This window comes from Paraburkholderia sp. XV, assembly GCF_020177535.1.
GTDB classification, from domain to species: domain Bacteria; phylum Pseudomonadota; class Gammaproteobacteria; order Burkholderiales; family Burkholderiaceae; genus Paraburkholderia; species Paraburkholderia caribensis.
On sequence record NZ_JAGUUD010000054.1, the window covers coordinates 23,590 to 41,452 of the forward strand.

General features: G+C 63.3%; 15 protein-coding genes. 6 read left to right on the forward strand and 9 right to left on the reverse strand.

From position 1 onward, the window contains the following. Positions 1-78 precede the first annotated feature (78 nt). Positions 79-834 (reverse strand): Mut7-C ubiquitin/RNAse domain-containing protein, encoded by a 756-nt coding sequence (locus KFO72_RS23455; RefSeq protein WP_225033152.1) that lies wholly within the window; start codon positions 832-834, stop codon positions 79-81. A 101-nt stretch (positions 835-935) separates the two neighbouring features. Here KFO72_RS23455 and KFO72_RS23460 point away from each other — a divergent pair, with 101 nt between their 5' ends. Both KFO72_RS23460 and KFO72_RS23465 read left to right on the forward strand, forming a co-directional pair. Then, positions 936-1,805, forward strand: a complete 870-nt coding sequence (locus KFO72_RS23460; RefSeq protein WP_054929194.1) for an NAD(P)-dependent oxidoreductase — start codon at positions 936-938, stop codon at positions 1,803-1,805. A gap of 126 nt (positions 1,806-1,931) precedes the next feature. Further along, positions 1,932-2,579: a LysE family translocator gene (locus tag KFO72_RS23465; protein WP_060599576.1), complete on the forward strand. Its 648-nt coding sequence runs from the start codon at positions 1,932-1,934 to the stop codon at positions 2,577-2,579. A 55-nt stretch (positions 2,580-2,634) separates the two neighbouring features. On the opposite strand, the gene KFO72_RS23470 is transcribed toward KFO72_RS23465, so the two are convergent. Further along, on the reverse strand, positions 2,635-3,942 hold the full coding sequence (locus KFO72_RS23470; protein WP_225033153.1) for an MFS transporter: 1,308 nt from the start codon (positions 3,940-3,942) through the stop codon (positions 2,635-2,637). A gap of 95 nt (positions 3,943-4,037) precedes the next feature. Between KFO72_RS23470 and KFO72_RS23475 the strand changes: the two genes are divergently transcribed. Next, positions 4,038-4,967, forward strand: a complete 930-nt coding sequence (locus KFO72_RS23475; protein ID WP_225033154.1) for a LysR family transcriptional regulator — start codon at positions 4,038-4,040, stop codon at positions 4,965-4,967. Between the two features lie 209 nt (positions 4,968-5,176). Here KFO72_RS23475 and KFO72_RS23480 read toward each other — a convergent pair whose 3' ends face one another. The 6 genes from KFO72_RS23480 to KFO72_RS23505 all read right to left on the reverse strand — a co-directional run bounded on the left by KFO72_RS23480 (position 5,177) and on the right by KFO72_RS23505 (position 11,922). Next, positions 5,177-6,013 (reverse strand): OmpW/AlkL family protein, encoded by an 837-nt coding sequence (locus tag KFO72_RS23480; protein ID WP_098021574.1) that lies wholly within the window; start codon positions 6,011-6,013, stop codon positions 5,177-5,179. A 174-nt stretch (positions 6,014-6,187) separates the two neighbouring features. Beyond that, positions 6,188-7,435, reverse strand: coding sequence for a DUF2957 domain-containing protein (locus KFO72_RS23485; protein WP_054929190.1), 1,248 nt, complete (start codon positions 7,433-7,435; stop codon positions 6,188-6,190). A gap of 133 nt (positions 7,436-7,568) precedes the next feature. Beyond that, complete coding sequence (locus tag KFO72_RS23490) at positions 7,569-8,978, reverse strand: DUF2957 domain-containing protein (RefSeq protein ID WP_225033155.1); 1,410 nt, start codon at positions 8,976-8,978, stop codon at positions 7,569-7,571. Between the two features lie 485 nt (positions 8,979-9,463). Then, positions 9,464-10,411, reverse strand: coding sequence for an N-acetyl-gamma-glutamyl-phosphate reductase (gene argC, locus KFO72_RS23495; RefSeq protein ID WP_054929188.1), 948 nt, complete (start codon positions 10,409-10,411; stop codon positions 9,464-9,466). Positions 10,412-10,590: 179 nt separating this feature from the next. Further along, positions 10,591-11,166: a flavodoxin family protein gene (locus KFO72_RS23500; protein WP_054929187.1), complete on the reverse strand. Its 576-nt coding sequence runs from the start codon at positions 11,164-11,166 to the stop codon at positions 10,591-10,593. Between the two features lie 129 nt (positions 11,167-11,295). Next, positions 11,296-11,922, reverse strand: coding sequence for a YbhB/YbcL family Raf kinase inhibitor-like protein (locus tag KFO72_RS23505; protein WP_224099444.1), 627 nt, complete (start codon positions 11,920-11,922; stop codon positions 11,296-11,298). Positions 11,923-12,186: 264 nt separating this feature from the next. On the opposite strand from KFO72_RS23505, the gene KFO72_RS23510 reads away from it, so the two are divergent. Then, a complete protein-coding gene (locus KFO72_RS23510; RefSeq protein ID WP_225033163.1) occupies positions 12,187-12,894 on the forward strand; it encodes a response regulator transcription factor in 708 nt (235 codons plus the stop codon). 117 nt (positions 12,895-13,011) lie between these two features. Here the strand turns inward: KFO72_RS23510 and KFO72_RS23515 are convergent, their stop codons facing one another. Beyond that, positions 13,012-13,698: an orotate phosphoribosyltransferase gene (locus KFO72_RS23515; protein ID WP_035991642.1), complete on the reverse strand. Its 687-nt coding sequence runs from the start codon at positions 13,696-13,698 to the stop codon at positions 13,012-13,014. Between the two features lie 343 nt (positions 13,699-14,041). Here KFO72_RS23515 and KFO72_RS23520 point away from each other — a divergent pair, with 343 nt between their 5' ends. After that, positions 14,042-15,274 carry an MFS transporter gene (locus tag KFO72_RS23520; protein WP_225033156.1) on the forward strand — a complete coding sequence of 411 codons (1,233 nt, stop codon included), beginning with the start codon at positions 14,042-14,044 and terminating at the stop codon, positions 15,272-15,274. Positions 15,275-15,571: 297 nt separating this feature from the next. Continuing rightward, entirely contained in the window at positions 15,572-17,857 is a 2,286-nt protein-coding gene (locus tag KFO72_RS23525; RefSeq protein ID WP_054929183.1) for an NADP-dependent malic enzyme, read from the forward strand. Positions 17,858-17,863 lie beyond the last annotated feature (6 nt).

Here is a 17,863-nt window from a genome sequence, read left to right on the forward strand (position 1 = left end):
AAGCAATCCACCATTGTACGCATCGCGCGGCGCGTGAATGCCCGATTGATGCCGATTCGCTGAAGGGGAATGCCGCAGCTATTTCGCCGACGCTTCCGCGTTCGTCACGCTGTCCATCAGCGCGCGCATGCGCCGCCAGTGCGAGCCTTCCCAGAAAACGCGCTGGCACACGTCGCAGGTCACGAACTGTGCGTGCCGTTCGAGCACGCCTTCGGGCGCGCGTCCGACCGCCTCGTCTTTCGCAATGCGCCGCACCGGCGCGTTGCACGTGAGGCACAGGCGAAACGGCCGCGCGCTGCGCGCCAGATCGAGCCGGTCGAAAATCTCGCGCAGTTGCGCCTCGGGTTTCAGGGCGCGGACATAGCAGCCATGTGTGATCGTGCGGCGCTTCAGCAGTTCGCGGTCGCGCGTCAGCACGATGCGGCCTTCATCGGATGCAATCGACTCGATATGCGAATCGGCGTAGTGATTGTCGTAAAGTGTGTCGAAGCCGGCCAGCCGCAACAGTTGCGCCAGTCCACCGAGATGCGCGTCGGCGACGAAGCGCACCACCCGCAGCGGGCGCTCGCGCACGCGCAGAATCGGCTGTATGTCGAGCGCTTCGAATTTCGGGTAGACGGCAACGCGGTCGCCTTCCTGCAACAGATGATCGAAACCGACCGATTCGCCGTTCACGACGATCAGTTCGACTTCCGTATGCGGCACGCCGAGCGCCTCGATCATGTGCTTTGCGCTGGCCGCGCGCGCACACTCGCAACTGAACGACTGCCGGCGCAGCGGCCGCGCCAGAAAGTCGTTCAATTCTTCGTAGAAGCGGAAGGTGGCCGTAACCATGACGCCAGTATGGCACCGCGCCTCACGCAGCGCCGATGGGCAATTACCTGCACGACGCGCGCGGCTATGCTCTACTTCGGGTTCTTGAACAGGAGTGATTGATGGACATCGGTTTTATCGGTCTCGGCGAAATGGGTGCCGCAATGGTGGCAAACATGCTGAAAGCCGGGCACAGTGTGCGCGTCTGGAACCGCTCGCCGGACAAGGCGCAGCCGCTCGTCGAACTGGGCGCGCAGATCGTCGGCTCACCCGCCGAAGCTTTCACGGGCGACGCCGTCTTCTCGATGCTCGCCGACGATGCCGCGCTGCGCGACGTCATCAGCGCGCCGTTGCTCGAGCACGCGCCGCGCGGACTGATTCACGTGAACATGGCGACGATTTCCGTCGCGCTGGCGGAAGAACTGGCGACGGCGCACGCCGGGCGCGGCCTGAACTACGTCGCGGCACCCGTGATGGGCCGGCCGGACGTCGCGGCGGCCGCGAAGCTGACCATCGTCGCCGCCGGGCCCGCCGAAGCGATCGACCGTGTTCAGCCCGTGTTCGATTCGATCGGCCAGAAGACATGGCGGATCGGCTCGCTGCCGCAGCAGGCCAACGTCGTGAAGCTGGCGGCGAACTTCATGCTGGCGTCGGCGGTGGAGTCGCTTGGCGAGGCGTCGGCCTTGCTGGGCGGTCATGGCGTCGCCATGCAGGACTTTCTCGATGTGATCACGAACAGCGTGTTCCCCGGTCCCGTGTATCAGGGCTACGGCAAGATGATCGCCGAGCAGCGCTACGAGCCGGCGTTGTTCAAGGCGCGTCTCGGCCTGAAGGACGTGCGCCTCGCGCTGGCGGCAGCCGAGTCGGTGTCGACGCCGCTGCCCGTTGCGAGCGTGGTGCGCGACAGTCTGATCGAAGCCGTCGCGCACGGCGACGGCGAGAAGGATTTCGCCGTGCTGGGCCAGGTCGCATCGCGTCGCGCGGGGCGTTGAGGGCGCGGCGCTTGTCTTTGCTTGCGCTCATTCGCGCAGGCCGGCATCGCGCAACTGCATGGGAGCGGGCGGGCGAGCATAATGCTCGTCCCGCCCGTTTTTCATTTTCATCGAGCAATACGCATCATGAGTCTGCATACCTGGTGGCTCTACCTCGCGACGATCTTCGTTGTCTGCGCGATTCCCGGCCCGAACATGCTGTTGATGATGACGCACGGCGCCCGTCACGGCATGCGTCAAACAACGGCCACGATGGCCGGCTGCCTGATGTCACTGATGCTGATGCTGGCTGTTTCCGTCGCCGGCCTCGGTGTGCTGCTGAAAGCGTGGCCGACGACGTTCGACGCGCTGCGCCTGCTTGGCGCGGCTTATCTGATCTGGCTAGGTGTGAAGGCGTGGCGCGCGCCCGCGAGCGAAGCGGCGGCGGCACAAGTCGACGCTTGCGCCGACGCGATGGGTGGCAAGCGCGCGCCGTCGCGCGGTGCGCTGATGCGTAATGGCTTTCTGGTCGGAAGCAGCAACCCGAAGGCGATTCTGTTTTCGGCTGCGCTGCTGCCGCAATTCATCGACGCTTCGCGCCCGACGCTGCCGCAGTTCGCGGTGCTCGTCGCCACTACAGCGGTGATGGAAGTCAGCTGGTACGCCGTCTACGCGGGCTGCGGCACGCAGATCGGGGCGAAGTTGAGAAGCAGCAGCGTCGCGAAAGCTTTCAACCGGTTGACGGGCGGCGTGTTCGTCGGCTTCGGCGCGATGATGGCGCTGATGCGGCACTGACGCTCGCCTTTCAGCGCTCGCTGCGTCTCATGGCGCGGCGGCGAGCGCTTGTTCGTCAATGGCGGCCTGTTTGCGCGGCTCGATCGACGAAACCGAACAGGAATACGGCAACCGCGAATCCCAGCGCGACTGCGCACACACCGCTCCATCCTGCCCTGGCCCACGCAACGCCTGACAGCGCCGCGCCGATTGCGCCGCCGACAAAGAAAATTCCCACAAAAAGTGCATTCAACCGGCCGCGTGCAGCGGGGTTGATCAGATTGATTGCGCGTCGTCCGAGCGTTTGATCGGCGATGACGCCAGCGTCGAGCGCTGCCGCGCCGGCGACCAGCAACGCCAGCGCCGCCACAGAATGCGCCGCCGGCGAGAATCCGCCCCAGCCAGCGCCCGCGACGCCCAGCACGAGGACGGCCGCGATCATCGCCAGATGCGCGACGATCTGCGTCGCCCGGCCCGCGCCGCGATCGCCGAGATAACCGGCAAACGGCGTGACGATCGCGCCCGTCGCGCCCGCCAGCGCAAACGCGGCGACGCCTTGCATGCCGAGTGAGAACGGCGGCTGCGCGAGCCGCAATGCGATGGCCGTCCAGAACGCGCTGAATGCGCCAAGCGCAAGGGCGGCCAGCGTAGCGCGACGTTGCAGCACGGGTTCAGTGCGCAGCAACGTCCAGAGCGAGCGCAGCAACTCAGCGTAGCGCGCGGTGGCGGGCGGTGCGTGGTTCGGCAACTGGATGGACAGCACGACCGCCAGCAACGCGTCCGCAAACGCTTCGATGCCGTAGAAAGCGCGCCAGCCAAATGTTCCGGCGATCACGCTAGCAAGCGGACGCGAAAGAAGAATGCCGGACATCAGTCCGCTCATGACGTTGCCGACGGCGCGCCCGCGGCGGCTTTCGGGCGCCATCGACGCCGCCATCGGCACGAGCATCTGGATCACGCTCGACGTCGCGCCCGCCATGAACACCGACGCCAGAAACATCCAACCCGAGCGCGCGAACGACGACAGCGCGAGAAACACGGCACAGCAGGCGAGCGTCCGGACAATGAGCCGGCGATTTTCGAGCAGATCGCACAGCGGCACGAGCAGCAGCAAACCTGCTGCATAGCCGAGTTGCGGGAGCATCGCGATGAGGCCGGCCAGCGCGGGCGGCAGACCCAGCGCGCGGCTGACCGGCCCCGTCAACGGCTGCGCTGCCGACAGATTGACGACGATCACGCCGACGGCTGCGGCGAAGAAAAGCGTCAGCGGCGTGCTCAACGTCGTGCCGGCCGGCGCCGATGGGTGTGGCGGCGGCGACTGCGCCGACTCCGGCGGTGAGGGGGCGGCGAGGCGGCGCGGACAGGTGTCGGCAGGCTGGTTCATGGTTCGGCTTCGGAAGATTTCGATCCGCCCCATCGTAGGGATGCCGACGTTATGCGACAATTGAATTATCTCGATAATGTTTATGCGAGGTTGTTTTGAACACGCGTGATTTGCAGGCTTTCGTGGCGGTGGTCGAAAGCGGATCGATGGTGCGGGCGTCGGAGCGGTTGTTCCTGACGCAGCCGGGTCTGACGCGCCGCGTGCAGAACCTGGAAGCGATGCTCGGTATCGAGTTGCTCGACCGGCAGAGCAAGCCACTGAAGCCGACGGCAGCAGGCAACGAGGTGTACGGTCTCGCACGCACGGTGCTGCGCGCCGTCGACGATCTGATGTCGGTCGCGTCGCCGGACAGCGAGCCGACGGGCGAATTCAGGATCGGCGTGCCGCCGTTTCTTTCCGAGCTCGCGCTGGAGCAGCCTATCGACCGTTTGCGCAGCGCCTTCCCGAACCTGACGTTGCGCGTGACGGCGGGCTGGTCGCCGGGTTTGTTGCAGATTGTCGAGCAGGCGAAAGTGGATGCCGCCGTGGTGCTGCTACCGGAAAGCGTGCCGTTGCCGGAAGGGCTGACATCGAAGCTCCTCGCTTACAAGCCGACCGTGGTTGTCGCGCCGCGCTCGTTCGGCATTGCCGACGAGCCGGCGACGCTCGCGAGCTTGTCAGCCTACCCGTGGGTGTTGAATCAGGACGGCTGTGGGATGCGCTCCGCGCTGAGTCGCGCGATGGCGGCGGCGGGTTTGCCGTTCAACGTCGCTGTCGAGGCGTTCGGCTCGGAACTGCAGTTGTCGCTGGTGACGCGTGGGCTAGGGGTGGGGCTGGCGACGCCGGAAGTGCTCGCTCGCAGTCCGCATCGGGAGGCGCTGCAGGTCATCGACGTGCAGGACTTCCGGAACGGCCTGAACGTGTGGCTCGTGCATGGCGCGCTGCCCGGACGCCTCGTGCGTCCCGTCGCGTTGATGCGCGACGCGCTGGTCGACAAGCTGGAAAAGGATGCGGCCTGTCTGGCGCTGGTCCATTCCGTCGCATGACGCAAAGCACAAAATGCCGCCAAAAACGATTCATGCGACGTTTTGTCACCCTTTAGTAACGTAGAACCGGCGCTCTAACGCATCATGTTGCAACGCACCAAGCGATTTGCTATAGTTCGTCTTGTCTCCTCCATGTCTCCTCTGATATGGATTCAGCCCGCCACCATGGCGGGCTTTTTTTTCGCCCTGCATTTGCCGGTCCACCGCGCTCAGAACTTGTACGACAGCGCGAGGTACGTGATGATCGGATCGGCCTTCAGTTCGGCTTTCGATACGGCCAGTTCCGTGCCGTCCGCTGCCTTGATGATCGTCGACGAGGTCGTCTTCAGCGGGATGTAGGTGACGGACGCGATGACGCCCCAGCGGTCGGTGATGCTGTACATCGCGCCCACATTGAAGACCGGCTGCCACGACGACGACGCTTTCGCCTCCACGGTCGTTTTTCCCGTCTTGCCCGCCCCTGCGGCCAGAATCGCGCCGAGGTTGTTCTGCGTCGACGTGACGAAATTCTCATTCAGCTGAATGTCGCTGAACCAGTTGTACGACACGCCAATGCCGACAAACGGCCGGAACTTCGCCGTGGATTCGCCGAAGTAGTACTGGAAAATCAGCGCCGGGCTCCATTGCCGCACGCTTTTGACAATGGGGTTGACGGCCGGGTCGCCGATATCCTGCTTGCCCAGCGCGCCTGCCGGGCCGGGCGGCTGGATCGTGCCGTGCCCGTACAGTTTGAACTTGGGCGGCACGCCCGCCACCGACGTCACCGCGAAATGATCCGTGACGAAGTGCGAAAACACGAGGCCGAGCGTATCGGCGCTGTTCGTCGACAGGCTCGTGCCAGCCGACGTGAACGAGTTCGGCAGACGCAGCGGCGTGTTGATCGGCACGGGCGCGACGTGCGTCGTGAGCGGCGTGCTCGAATCCTGTGGCATCACGTGAAACCAGCCGAGCGAGACGAGGTTGTCGCCCGCCTTTTGCGCATGAGCATTCGTCATCGCGAACATGGCCAGCGCAGCCGCGCATACGGCGGCGAATGCATGGGGCATTGCCGCGTCCAAGGGCTTTCTCATTCTGTTCCTCCTGAGCGGGCGGCCTGCCTCGCGCGACGGCGTTATCCGTGCCGTCTGCTGCGCTTCCCGGTTGCGGCTTTCCTGCGCGAGCAGGGAAGCGGCCGGGCGGCGGTCGCCTCGTTGCGTTCTATGCGGTGGACCTCGCGTCCGTTACTGGACGAAGGCGCCGATCGTGAAGTACGGCGACGACGCGTTCGACAAGTCCAGGAAGCCGAACACGCCCCCCGTGAAGATGAACTTGCCGGTCGGCGCGCTGCCCGCTGCCGCGTTCGTGTACGTCGACGTCACGACGCCGGGCACGGTCTGCGTGAAATCGAGATTCAACGCCTTGGTCAGCGACGCCTGCGACGCGTTGAACGGATCGAGCAGCGTCGCCTGCGTGCCGACGAGCGCATTGGTGCGGTAGTTGAACTCGCTGTCGACGCCGATGTACTCGCCGTTCTGCGAGTTGACGGCGATGTTCGACTGCGGCGCGAGGATCGAGATGCCCGATTCGTCGTCGGCGACCGGCCCGCTGATGCCGTTCTGCGGGTTCGGCGTCAGCGTCGAGTTCGCGACGCCCGTGCGAACGAGGATCGGCACGTTCTGGTTGCGCAGCTTGCCGACGATCATGAAGCCCTTGCCGACGGGCGACGTCGCGAGCGTCGGCTTGCCCTGGCCCTGGAAGTTGTCGGTTTCGAATGCGCCGCTGCCATTCGACGCTTGCGTCCAGTTCGTACCCGGCTGCTGGCACTTGCCGGCATTGACGCCAGCGTTATCGCACTCGGTCCAGGTGCCGTCGGCGTTGATCGTGATCTTCGTATCGACGACAGTCGGCGCGAAGTTCTGCGACGGAATCTGGTGATAGCCAAGCTGGTTATACGTGCCGACGATGTTCGCCAGATTCGTCTCGATCGTGGAAAAGCCGATGAACGGGTAGTACGGAAATTTCGTGTCAGGGACGGCGCCTTGCCCGAGAATGCCGCCGAACGAAATCTCGGCGCCTGGAATCGTGCCGCCCGCCACGCCTTCACCGACGAAAATGCGCGCCGGCCGGTTCGGGTCGAGGCTCGCGCCGTTCAGCCGGAACGCGCACTGGTTGAGCTTGTTGGTAGGAAGCAGCGTTTCCTGGGTCAGCGTGCCCGAGGCGGTCTGGCCCTTGCGGGTCGGTGCGACCGTGCCCGTCGTGGCGGGAATCGGCGATTCGATGTAAGCGACCTGCCAGGTCATCTTCGTCGTATCGAGTTGCAGTTTGACGAGTTCGCCGTCGCCGCCGCCGCCCGTGAAGGTCGTGCCGTAATCGAGTGAGGCGGGGCACAAGCGCGCTTCCACGGGCGGCGCGCCTTCGCTGCTCCCACCGCCGCACGCGCCGAGCAAGGGCGCCGCAAACGCCAGCGCCGAAAGGATCTTCCAGTTCATCGTGCCTCCAGTCTTGTTATGGGCGGCCAGCTCCCAGTCCAGCCGCCTCTCGGTCTTGTTGATCTAGCGATGCTGCTGTTGCGCGTGTTGCCTCCCTGCCATGCACGGCCCTTTCTGTCGATCCGGGTGAGGCTTACTTGCTGATCTGCGCGCCGACGCTGAAGTACGGCGAACTGGCGGTGTCGGCATTGGCGGAGCTCGGCGTGAGGCCGCCGTTTTCGGTGCCGTTGATGAAGATCGCGTAAAGGCCGCCGCCTGCAATTGCGTAGCCCGTGTTGCCCTGCTTGTCGGTGACGCTGACGAGGCCCGGAACGCTGCCGCCGTATCCCAGACCGAATCCGCTTTCGGCCGCCTGCGTGGACGGATTGATGAAGGTCCCGAGGCCGCCCTGGATCAGCGAAGCGGTGTACTTGAAGTTCGAGTCCGCGCCGACATAGCCGCCGTCGAATCCGCCCGAAGCGAGCGGAGTCGCGCTTTCCAGCAGCGCGATGCCGGATTCGTCGTCGACTTCGGCGTCGAGCGGAATCGCGCCGGTGCCCGTGAACACGTGCCCCGTCCTGACGACGACCGGGACGGTTGCGCCGTTTACCTGCCCGATGATCATGTGGGCCGATGAGCTGCCCTTCGCGCCCAGCAGCGGCAGCACCAGCTGGTTTTCGATGCGCGGCGCATTGGTGCTGTCGAAATAGCCGTTCGCGTTGAGCGTCGGCGTGTCGCCCATCGACAGGCAGTGCGTCGGGCTTGCGTTGCCGTTCGCGGGCGGGCTGTTCGTCGCTGACGAGCAGGCGCCGTTTGCATCGAACGTTTCGGATGTCTGGGTGGCCGCCGCCGCGTAATTGCCCGACGGGACGATGTGATACAGCAGCCCGTTATAGTTGCCGGCGAGCTTCGAGATGTTCGTCGTCGTGCTTGCAAAGCCGAGGAACGGATAGAAGTCGAAATGTCTCGGCGTCACAGCGCCGACGTTCTGGAATGTGAGAAACGTCTTGCCAGCGTATGAGACGTCGGCACCCGGAATGCCGCCGCCCGCCACGCCCTTGCCGACGAAGACAATGGGCGGATTGGTGGACGAAAAGGGCGTCGTGTAGGTCGCGCCCGTCGACGGCGCGGTGCCCGACGCGGGCGTCAGCATGAACGCGCAGCGCGTCTGCTCGGCGTTCGGCAGCATGCCCGCCGGCGGATGCTTGACGGCGCCCGTAACGGTCGCGCCGGCCCGCGTATTGTCGACCTGGCCCGCCGACACCGGGATCGGCGACTCCAGAAACTTCAGCGTGTACGTCATCTTCACGGCGTCGATGTTCAACGACACCACTTCGCCGCTGCCTGCGCCGCCCAGATAGGTGCTCCGGCCGATGTCGGCGTCGGCGGGGCAAAGCGAGCCCGCGGCGGCCGTCGACCCAGGCGGCCCTTGCACGCCGCAGCTCGATCCCGAGCACTGGTTCGCGTTGATTGCACCGGGATCGTCGGCTTTTCCTCCTCCGCAGGCGATCAAAAACGGCATGCTGGCAATGGCACATGCCAGCCATTTTGAATTGGCGTACATGCTGCTGTCTCCCTGATTCGTGTAATTTGCGAGCTAATTTCGCCGCGCGATTTAAGGCTGTCAATTGAACGAACCGTCTAAATAACCCGATTCAAACAGCGCTTTTTTCGCGGAGAGTCGCATGGCGCTTCGAAGCGCGCCTTTTAAAACAAAACAGCATTTTCTGACTGGACGGATTTTCCGTGTCGCCGCTAAGCCTTTAACGACGCGGGTCCGGAAAAGCGCATCTATCATCTTCGAACGCTCGTTCGTAAAAAAGTCCGGAATATCCCTATGCGGTAATAGATGCGTATGGTGATAAAGAGAGGAGCAGCAAATACCTGCTATAAGGACTGCTGGCGATAGTGAGAAAATTGAAAGGTATTAATTCGCGTTTGAATGAGGCGTTTCAAATTGCCGATTAACAAGCAAAAAAAGAAAAAGCCGGCGTTTGAATGCCGGCTTTGTGACGCGCAGGACGGCGGGCGCCGTCCGCTAGCGAAGGATCAACGTTTGAGGCCCGTGGCTTCGTCCGCGCCAATGGCGAGATTCATACACTGGATCGCCGCGCCCGAGGCGCCCTTGCCAAGATTGTCGAGCCGCGCGACCGTGACGAAGCGCTCTTCGTTGCCGAACACGAACAGATCGACGCGATTCGTGTCGTTGTTCGCCTGGACGTCGAAGAAGCCGCTGTCGAGGTTGTCGTCAGCGTTGAACGGCGCGACGCGCACGAACTGCTCGCCGCTGTAGTACTCGGCGAACAACGCTTGCACGTCTTGCGGCGTGGTCTGCTTGGACAGCTGGCCCGGGGTGAAGTACGTCGTCACGGCCAGGCCCTTGTAGAAGTTGCCGACGATCGGCGTAAAGACAGGCGCGCTCTTCAGGCCGGTGTGCGCGGCCATTTCCGGCAGATGCTTGTGCGTCAGACCGAGCGCGTAAGGACGCGGGCTGTCGAGCTTCGCGTTGCCGCCCGCTTCGTAGTCCGCGATCATTTTCTTGCCGCCGCCGCTGTAACCGGTGATCGAGTAGCTGTGCGCAGCGAATTCCGCCGACACGACACCGGCATCGACGAGCGGACGCATGGCCAGCACGAATGCCGACGCATGGCAGCCCGGCACGGCAATGCGCTTCGCGGTGCGCAGGCGCTCGCGCTGCGCGCGAGCCAGCTCGGGCAGACCGTACGCCCAGTCCGCGCTGGTGCGAAACGCGGTGCTCGCGTCGATCAGCACCGTGCGGTCATTCTCGACGAGCGACGCTGATTCGCGCGACGCAACGTCGGGCAGGCACAGAAAGGTGACGTCCGAAGCGTTGATGAGACGACGGCGCTCGTCGATATCCTTACGCTTCGCTTCTTCGATGCGGAGGATTTCAACGTCTGCGCGCTGCGACAGGTATTCGAAAATCTTCAGGCCGGTCGTGCCTTCCTGTCCGTCGACAAAAACTTTCGTGCTCATCTCGATCTCGCTGGCTGATAAAAACGGCGGGAAAACGCGGCGCTGGCTGCGCCGGAACGTTATTTTAAGACCGTGAGGCGGCGCGTGCGCGAAATTGGCCGAAAAACACGTTGCGCCGCAACAGTGACGCCGGCATGACAGGCGGCGTTTTTACGCACGCGCCAGGCGCCGCGGCGCGTTCATCCCGGCTGTCCCGCCTTCCAGCGCGCCGTCACGGCCGCGATCCGCGCGCCGAACACCTTTGCCGTGTCGAGATCGCCGGGTGGCGGCGCTTCGTCGGGCGTGGCGTCGGCAGGCGACTGCGACAGCAGGCCTGCGAAGCCGCCGACGAAATTCAGGTCGTTGCGCGTCGCCGCCTTCGTGTTGGCGGGCATCATGCCCATCCCTGCCCAGATCATGCCGTGCTGCATCGCGAGGGTGATGAAATACTGGATCGTCGAGAACTTGTCGCCGTTCATCGACCCCGAATTCGTGAAGCCCGCCGCCACCTTGTCCTTCCACTTTTGCGCGAACCACGGTTTCGAACTGGCGTCGGCGAATTTCTTGAAGTCGGCGGACGGGCCGCCCATGTAGGTCGGCGCGCCGAAAATGATGGCGTCGGCCGCGTCCAGCTCGGCCCAGGCCGCGTCGTCCAGTTCACCTACCGCGATCATCCTTGCGTCGGCGGCGCCGTCGAGCGTGCCCGCGAGCACGGCTTCCGCGAGCTTCTTCGTATGGCCGTAGCCGCTGTGATAGACGATGATGATTTTTGACATAGCCAGCTCCCTTGTTGCGAATAATGATGCGATTCGGAATGAACGGCCTTGAGCCTAGCTCATTCTGTCACCGCGCATGAGTGGTTCGAGACGCGGCAACGACTTCGCACTTATGGCTGATGCGAAAGACTAGCGGCCGTAGGTGACGGTCATTCGCGCGTAGCCGAGCGTCGCCGTGCGGATCTCGTGGTCGAACATCAGCGACGGCCGACCTTGCGCGAGCCTGAGATTGGACGTGTTCAGCGCGTAGACGGTGATCACATAGCGATGTGGCTTGCCGGGCGGCGGGCAGGGGCCTCCATAGCCGTCGATATCGAAGTCGTTGCGCGCCTCGACGGCGCCGACATTTTTAAGAAAGCCGGACGCGCTGGCGTTTTCGGGCAAACGGTCGACGTTGGCAGGAATGCCGACGACGGCCCAATGCCACCAGCCGCGTCCGGGCGAATCGGGATCGAACATGGTCACTGCGAAGCTGCGCGTGCCGTCGGGCGGGTTGTGCCAGTTCAATTGCGGCGAACGGTTAAGACCTTTGCAGTCGTTGCGGTCGAACACTTGCGCGTTGTCGACGGTGCCGCCTGCGCGAAGGCTGGCGCTCGTCACGGTGAATGCGGTGTCGGCAGAAGCCGCGCCGGCATGAAGTGCAAATGAACAGACGATGAGCAAAGCAACGCGCGATCGCGCGAAGAGCAGCGGCGGCAGAAACGGACGGGACGAACGAGACGAACGGGGCGGAACGACCGGGCAACGCAAGTGCATGTGCCGAATCTCCTGTCAGGCTCGTAAAGATTGTCCTTACGAGGGATTGTTATCCTTTTTTGTGCCCAAGCGACAAATCGAGTCTAACATTACATCTTACGAAGCCATTTGTGCTCGACGAGGGGCCAGTACAGCGCGAAATCGGCTATAGTCGCTGCAATCGTCTGTAGTTGCACGCAAGCAGACAAGTCCTAGAAATTTAGAACTAAGAACAGTTGCATGACTGAAGTTTCGGAGCGCGGATTGTCAGTTGAAGGGAGGGCCATGCAAGATCCAATCAGGGTCGTGGTCGCCGATGACCATCCAGTAATTCTCTTTGGTGCCGAACAGGCGTTGCTCAAGTTTCAGGGCATTCGTGTGGTCGCGCGCGCAAAGCAGTCCACTGAGCTGGTGAAGATATTGCAGACGACGCCGTGCGACGTACTCGTCACGGATCTCGCAATGCCAGGTGGACAATACGGCGACGGCTTACCGTTGATCGGTTACCTGCGTCGGAATTTTCCCGACCTGCCTATAGTCGTCCTGACGATGCTCGAAAACGCCGCGCTATTGAAGCGGCTGAGCGAGCTTGGTGTGATTTCCGTCGTCAATAAATCAGACGACCTAAGTCATATCGGTCTTGCAGTGCAGCACGTCAGCCGGCATATCGAATACATGAGCCCGTCGGTGAAGTTATCGCTCGATACGTTGCGCATGAATGCTGGCGGCAAGAGCGAGGAGGTGATTCTGTCGAAGCGCGAGTTGGAAGTCGTGCGGCTCTTTGTGTCGGGAATGACCATCAAGGAAATTTCCGAGCAGCTGAACCGCAGCATTAAGACGATCAGCACGCAAAAGAACACCGCAATGCGCAAGCTCGGACTCGAAAGGGATTCCGAACTATTTCAGTATGCGCAGAGTAATGGCTTGATGAATCTGTCGTCGTATGCGCCGGGTGAGGCGGATACTGGCAGTTCGTCGCAGGGAAGTTCTTAAGCGCTAACGCGGAAGCTGGCCGTCGGTTCTCAAACCGGGACGGCGGATCAAACAAAAACGCCGCCTGTCGTGAGACAGGCGGCGTTTTCGTATGGCGCGCTGAGTCCGGTTGCTCGCTTATTGCGGTGCCGCCGTCGCGCCGCCGTGCGCTGCCGACCACTCGGCAGGCGCGTGCAGGAATTTTTCGACTTCGTCGAGCGTCTTCGTTTCGAAGTAGCCCTGTTGCTTCGCGACGCGCAGCACGTCCCACCACGTGGCGAGCGCGTGCAGGTCGACGTCGATATCCTTCAGCACCGACACGCTTTCCTTGAAGATGTTGTAGTGGAACAGCACGAAGCAATGGTTCACCTGCGCGCCCGCCGTGCGCAACGCATTGATGAAGTTGATCTTGCTGCGGCTGTCGGTGGTCAGATCTTCGACCAGCAGCACGCGCTGACCTTCCGTCAACAGACCTTCGATCTGCGCATTGCGGCCAAAACCCTTCGGCTTCTTGCGCACATATTGCATCGGCACCATCAGGCGGTCCGACAGCCAGGCGGCGAACGGAATGCCCGCCGTTTCACCGCCGGCGACGGCGTCGATCTGCTCGTAGCCGACGTCGCGCAGAATCGTCGCTTCTGCCATTTCCATCAGGCCGCGGCGCACGCGCGGATATGAAATCAACTTGCGGCAGTCGATATATACCGGGCTCGCCCAGCCGGAAGTGAAGATGTACGGTTTTTCCGCGTTGAAATGCACTGCCTGGACTTCCAGCAGCATTTTGGCGGTCGTGTCGGAGATCGTCTGGCGATCGAAGCCTGTCATGGGCGAATCCTTCGGTGTGGTGAGCTTGGAGGGCGGGCGCGGGGCCCTGTGGCGCAGCAGGCGTAACGTTTCGCGCCTGGTGGGCGAGACATGCCGGACGAGTTGAGAAACCGGCCGGTTTGCTGCGCGCGTAGCCCGATATTTTACCCGATTCGGACTGTTCCCAGGGCGCGAGGCGGCGAAAGCGGGTAGGCGCCAGATAGGCACGGCCGCCGGACGTGCGTTTCGCCTATGCATTCTGGCCGGGTTGTGACGCCAATCTGGCGCCTTTACACTCACGGCAAATTTTCACAGACGGCCTTCGGATGGCCTTCTGCTCACGTCTGCTGCAAGGTTGCCGCCCATGAATATCGCCCCTTCCACGACCCAGGCCGCGCCGGCCGCCCGTCCCGGCTATGCGGCGCGCGCGCTGATTGCGTCGGTGCTCGGCTACGCGATGGATGGCTTCGATCTGCTGATCCTCGGCTTCATGCTGCCTGTCATCGCTGCCGACTTGCAGCTTTCATCGACGCAGGCCGGGTCGCTGGTGACATGGACGCTGGTCGGCGCGGTCGCGGGCGGCGTGATTTTCGGCGTGTTGAGCGATTATTTCGGCCGCGTGCGCATGCTGACGTGGACGATTCTCATCTTCGCCGTCTTCACGGGCCTGTGCGCGCTCGCGCAAGGTTACGGCGATCTGCTCGCGTACCGGACCATCGCGGGCATCGGGCTGGGCGGCGAGTTCGGCATCGGCATGACCCTCGTGGCGGAGGCCTGGCCAGCGGCACAGCGGGCGCGCGTGTCGTCGTATGTCGGGCTTGGCTGGCAACTGGGTGTGCTGGCGGCGGCGCTGCTTACGCCTTTGCTGCTGCCCGTGATCGGCTGGCGCGGGATGTTCGCGCTCGGGCTGCTGCCTGCTGTCGTGTCGTTTTTCGTGCGGCGGCGCGTCGAGGAACCGGCGCTTTTCACCGAGCGGGTCGCGCGCGGCATGCGCAAGGCTCCGATGAAACTGCTTGTCGCCGACGCCCGCACGACCTGCGCAAGCGTAGGCGTTGCGATTCTGTGCTCGGTGCAAAACTTCGGCTACTACGGCCTGATGATCTGGCTACCCAGTTATCTGTCGAAGACCTTCGGCTACTCGCTGACGCGCTCCGGGCTGTGGACGGCCGTCACGGTGCTCGGCATGGCCGCCGGTATCTGGCTGTTTGGCGTCGCGGCTGACCGCCTCGGCCGCAAACCCGCGTTTCTGTTCTACCAGGCGGGCGCCGTGGTGATGGTGTTCGTTTACTCACAACTGGGCACCCCGTTCGCGCTGCTGATTGGCGGCGCGGTGATGGGCATGTTCGTGAACGGGATGATCGGCGGCTATGGCGCGTTGATCTCCGAGCTGTATCCGACCGAGGCCCGCGCCACCGCGCAGAACGTGTTGTTCAACATCGGGCGCGCAGTTGGCGGGTTCGGGCCTGTCGCCGTCGGCGCGCTGGCCGCGCGGTTTTCGTTCGCGGCGGCGCTCGGCATGCTCGCTTCGATCTACATCCTCGACATTCTCGCCACGCTCTTTTTGATCCCGGAACGCCGCGGCGCAACGCTCGAATAAGGCCCCGCCGCCACGTCGCGAAGGGCGGGGTGGAAGTGTTTTCATGCCGCGCTGCAGCAAGCGCCGGCGCGGTTGCGGCTTATCCATCCGGTACAAAACCTACCCCGAATCGTCGCATCCGGGGTGTACACTAATCGACCCGAAAAAGCTCAGCGCCGTTTGCTTTCCGCTGAGGTTTGACGCCGCGCCTAACCGGCGCACGCGAGAATCGCCGCCGTCGAGCAACCCGTCGACATTGGCCAGCGCAGCACGTGACATTGAGCCGGGCCCAATTATCAACGTCTCGCAGGTTAGAAAATGGACGAACAACTGAAGCAAAGCGCTCTCGCATATCACCAGAATCCGAAGCCCGGCAAGATTTCGGTCACCCCGACCAAGCCGCTTTCGAACCAGCTGGACCTGTCGCTCGCGTATTCGCCGGGCGTCGCAGCCGCGTGCATGGCCATCTTCGACGAGCCGCTCGACGCGCAGAAGTACACGTCGCGCGGCAACCTCGTCGGCGTGATCACGAACGGCACGGCCGTGCTGGGTCTCGGCAATATCGGGCCGCTCGCCGCGAAGCCGGTGATGGAAGGCAAGGGCTGTCTCTTCAAGAAGTTCGCCGGCATCGACGTATTCGATATCGAGCTGAACGAGTCCGATCCCGACAAACTCGTCGACGCGATCGCGATGCTGGAGCCGACGCTCGGCGGCATCAACCTCGAAGACATCAAGGCGCCCGAATGCTTCTACATCGAGAAGAAGCTGCGCGAGCGCATGAAGATTCCCGTTTTCCACGACGACCAGCACGGCACGGCGATCATTGCGTCGGCGGCGATTCTCAACGGCCTGAAAGTGGTCGGCAAGAAGCTGGAAGAGGTCACACTGGTGTGCTCGGGTGCGGGCGCGGCGGCGATCGCCTGTCTGGACCTGCTCGTGAATCTGGGCCTGTCGAAGAAAAACGTGCTCGTCGTCGATTCGAAGGGCGTGATCTACGAAGGCCGCGGCAATCTGGACCCGTCGAAGGAACGTTACGCGGCCAACACCGAAGCGCGCACACTGGCTGACGCGATCAAGGGCGCGGACGTGTTTCTCGGCTGCTCGAGCGCGGGCGTGCTGAAGCCGGAAATGGTCAAGGAGATGGGCACGCAACCGCTGATTCTCGCGCTCGCGAACCCGGAGCCGGAAATCCGCCCGGAAGAAGCGAAGAAGGTGCGCCCGGACTGTATCGTTGCGACGGGCCGTTCGGACTATCCGAACCAGGTCAACAACGTGCTGTGCTTCCCGTTCATCTTCCGCGGCGCACTGGATGTCGGCGCGACGACGATCACGGAAGAAATGAAGCTCGCGTGCGTGCGCGCGATCGCCGAACTCGCGGAAGAAACCGATCAGGGCGACGAAGTCGCGAAGGCGTACGAAGGCCACTCGCTTGAATTCGGCCCCGACTACCTGATTCCGAAGCCGTTCGATCCGCGTCTGATCATCAAGATCGCGCCCGCCGTTGCGCAGGCCGCGATGGATTCGGGCGTCGCGACGCGCCCGATTCAGGACATGGACGCGTACCGCGAGCAACTCGGCGCAACCGTCTACCGCACGGGCATGGTGATGCGCCCGGTGTTCGCGGCAGCGAAGGCGCAACCGGCGCGCATCGTGTTCGCGGAAGGTGAGGACGAGCGCGTGCTGCGCGCCGCGCAATTCGTGCTGCTCGAAAAGATCGCGAAGCCTATCCTGGTCGGTCGCCCGAGCGTGATCGAGATGCGTTTGAAGAAGATGGGCTCGAAGCTCAAGTGCGGCGAGGATGTCGAGATCGTCAATCCGGAAGACGATCCGCGTTATCAGAAGAGCTGGCAGGCGTATCACGAGATCGGCGCGCGCGAAGGCGTCACGCCGGAAGTCGCGAAGGCCGCGATGCGCAAGTTCAACACGCTGATCGGCGCGATTCTCGTGCATCTCGGCGACGCGGACGGCATGATTTGCGGTCTGATCGACACGTATCACGAGCATCTGAAATTCGTCGAGCAGGTGCTGGGCAAGGCGGAAAAGGTGGACAACTTCGCCGCGATGAACCTGCTGATGTTGCCGGGCCGCAACCTGTTCATCAGCGACACCTATGTGAACGAAGTGCCGACGGCCGAACAGCTCGCCGACATGACGATCCTCGCGGCGCGCGAGATCGAGAAGTTCGGCATCGCACCGAAGGTCGCGCTGCTGTCGAACTCGAACTTCGGCAGCGTCCCGTCGTCGTCTTCGGCACGCATGGCGGCCGCACGCAAGCTGATCGCGGAACGCGCGCCGCATCTCGAAGTGGACGGCGAAATGCACGGCGACGCCGCATTGTCGGAAGCGGTGCGCAAGGCCGCCTTCCCCGGCACGACGCTGACGGGCGAAGCGAACCTGCTGATCATGCCGAACGTCGAAGCAGCGAACATCACGTACAACCTGCTGAAGATGATCGGCGGCGAAGGCGTGACGGTCGGTCCGTTCCTGCTCGGCGCTGCGAAGCCGGTGCACATCCTGACGCCGGCGGCGACGGTGCGCCGGATCATCAACATGACGGCGGTCGCTTCGGCGAACGCCAACGTGGACCGTAACGTCGCGAAGTAGTCTTCG

Bases quoted from the DNA above. Each gene is read 5' to 3' on its own strand.
- KFO72_RS23525 (WP_054929183.1), top strand. From the start codon at position 15,572: ATGGACGAACAACTGAAGCAAAGCGCTCTCGCATATCACCAGAATCCG.
- KFO72_RS23460 (WP_054929194.1), top strand. From the start codon at position 936: ATGGACATCGGTTTTATCGGTCTCGGCGAAATGGGTGCCGCAATGGTG.
- KFO72_RS23520 (WP_225033156.1), top strand. From the start codon at position 14,042: ATGAATATCGCCCCTTCCACGACCCAGGCCGCGCCGGCCGCCCGTCCC.
- KFO72_RS23485 (WP_054929190.1), bottom strand. From the start codon at position 7,435: ATGAACTGGAAGATCCTTTCGGCGCTGGCGTTTGCGGCGCCCTTGCTC.
- KFO72_RS23455 (WP_225033152.1), bottom strand. From the start codon at position 834: ATGGTTACGGCCACCTTCCGCTTCTACGAAGAATTGAACGACTTTCTG.
- KFO72_RS23470 (WP_225033153.1), bottom strand. From the start codon at position 3,942: ATGAACCAGCCTGCCGACACCTGTCCGCGCCGCCTCGCCGCCCCCTCA.
- KFO72_RS23465 (WP_060599576.1), top strand. From the start codon at position 1,932: ATGAGTCTGCATACCTGGTGGCTCTACCTCGCGACGATCTTCGTTGTC.
- KFO72_RS23480 (WP_098021574.1), bottom strand. From the start codon at position 6,013: ATGCCCCATGCATTCGCCGCCGTATGCGCGGCTGCGCTGGCCATGTTC.
- argC (WP_054929188.1), bottom strand. From the start codon at position 10,411: ATGAGCACGAAAGTTTTTGTCGACGGACAGGAAGGCACGACCGGCCTG.
- KFO72_RS23515 (WP_035991642.1), bottom strand. From the start codon at position 13,698: ATGACAGGCTTCGATCGCCAGACGATCTCCGACACGACCGCCAAAATG.
- KFO72_RS23510 (WP_225033163.1), top strand. From the start codon at position 12,187: ATGCAAGATCCAATCAGGGTCGTGGTCGCCGATGACCATCCAGTAATT.
- KFO72_RS23490 (WP_225033155.1), bottom strand. From the start codon at position 8,978: ATGTACGCCAATTCAAAATGGCTGGCATGTGCCATTGCCAGCATGCCG.
- KFO72_RS23505 (WP_224099444.1), bottom strand. From the start codon at position 11,922: ATGCACTTGCGTTGCCCGGTCGTTCCGCCCCGTTCGTCTCGTTCGTCC.
- KFO72_RS23500 (WP_054929187.1), bottom strand. From the start codon at position 11,166: ATGTCAAAAATCATCATCGTCTATCACAGCGGCTACGGCCATACGAAG.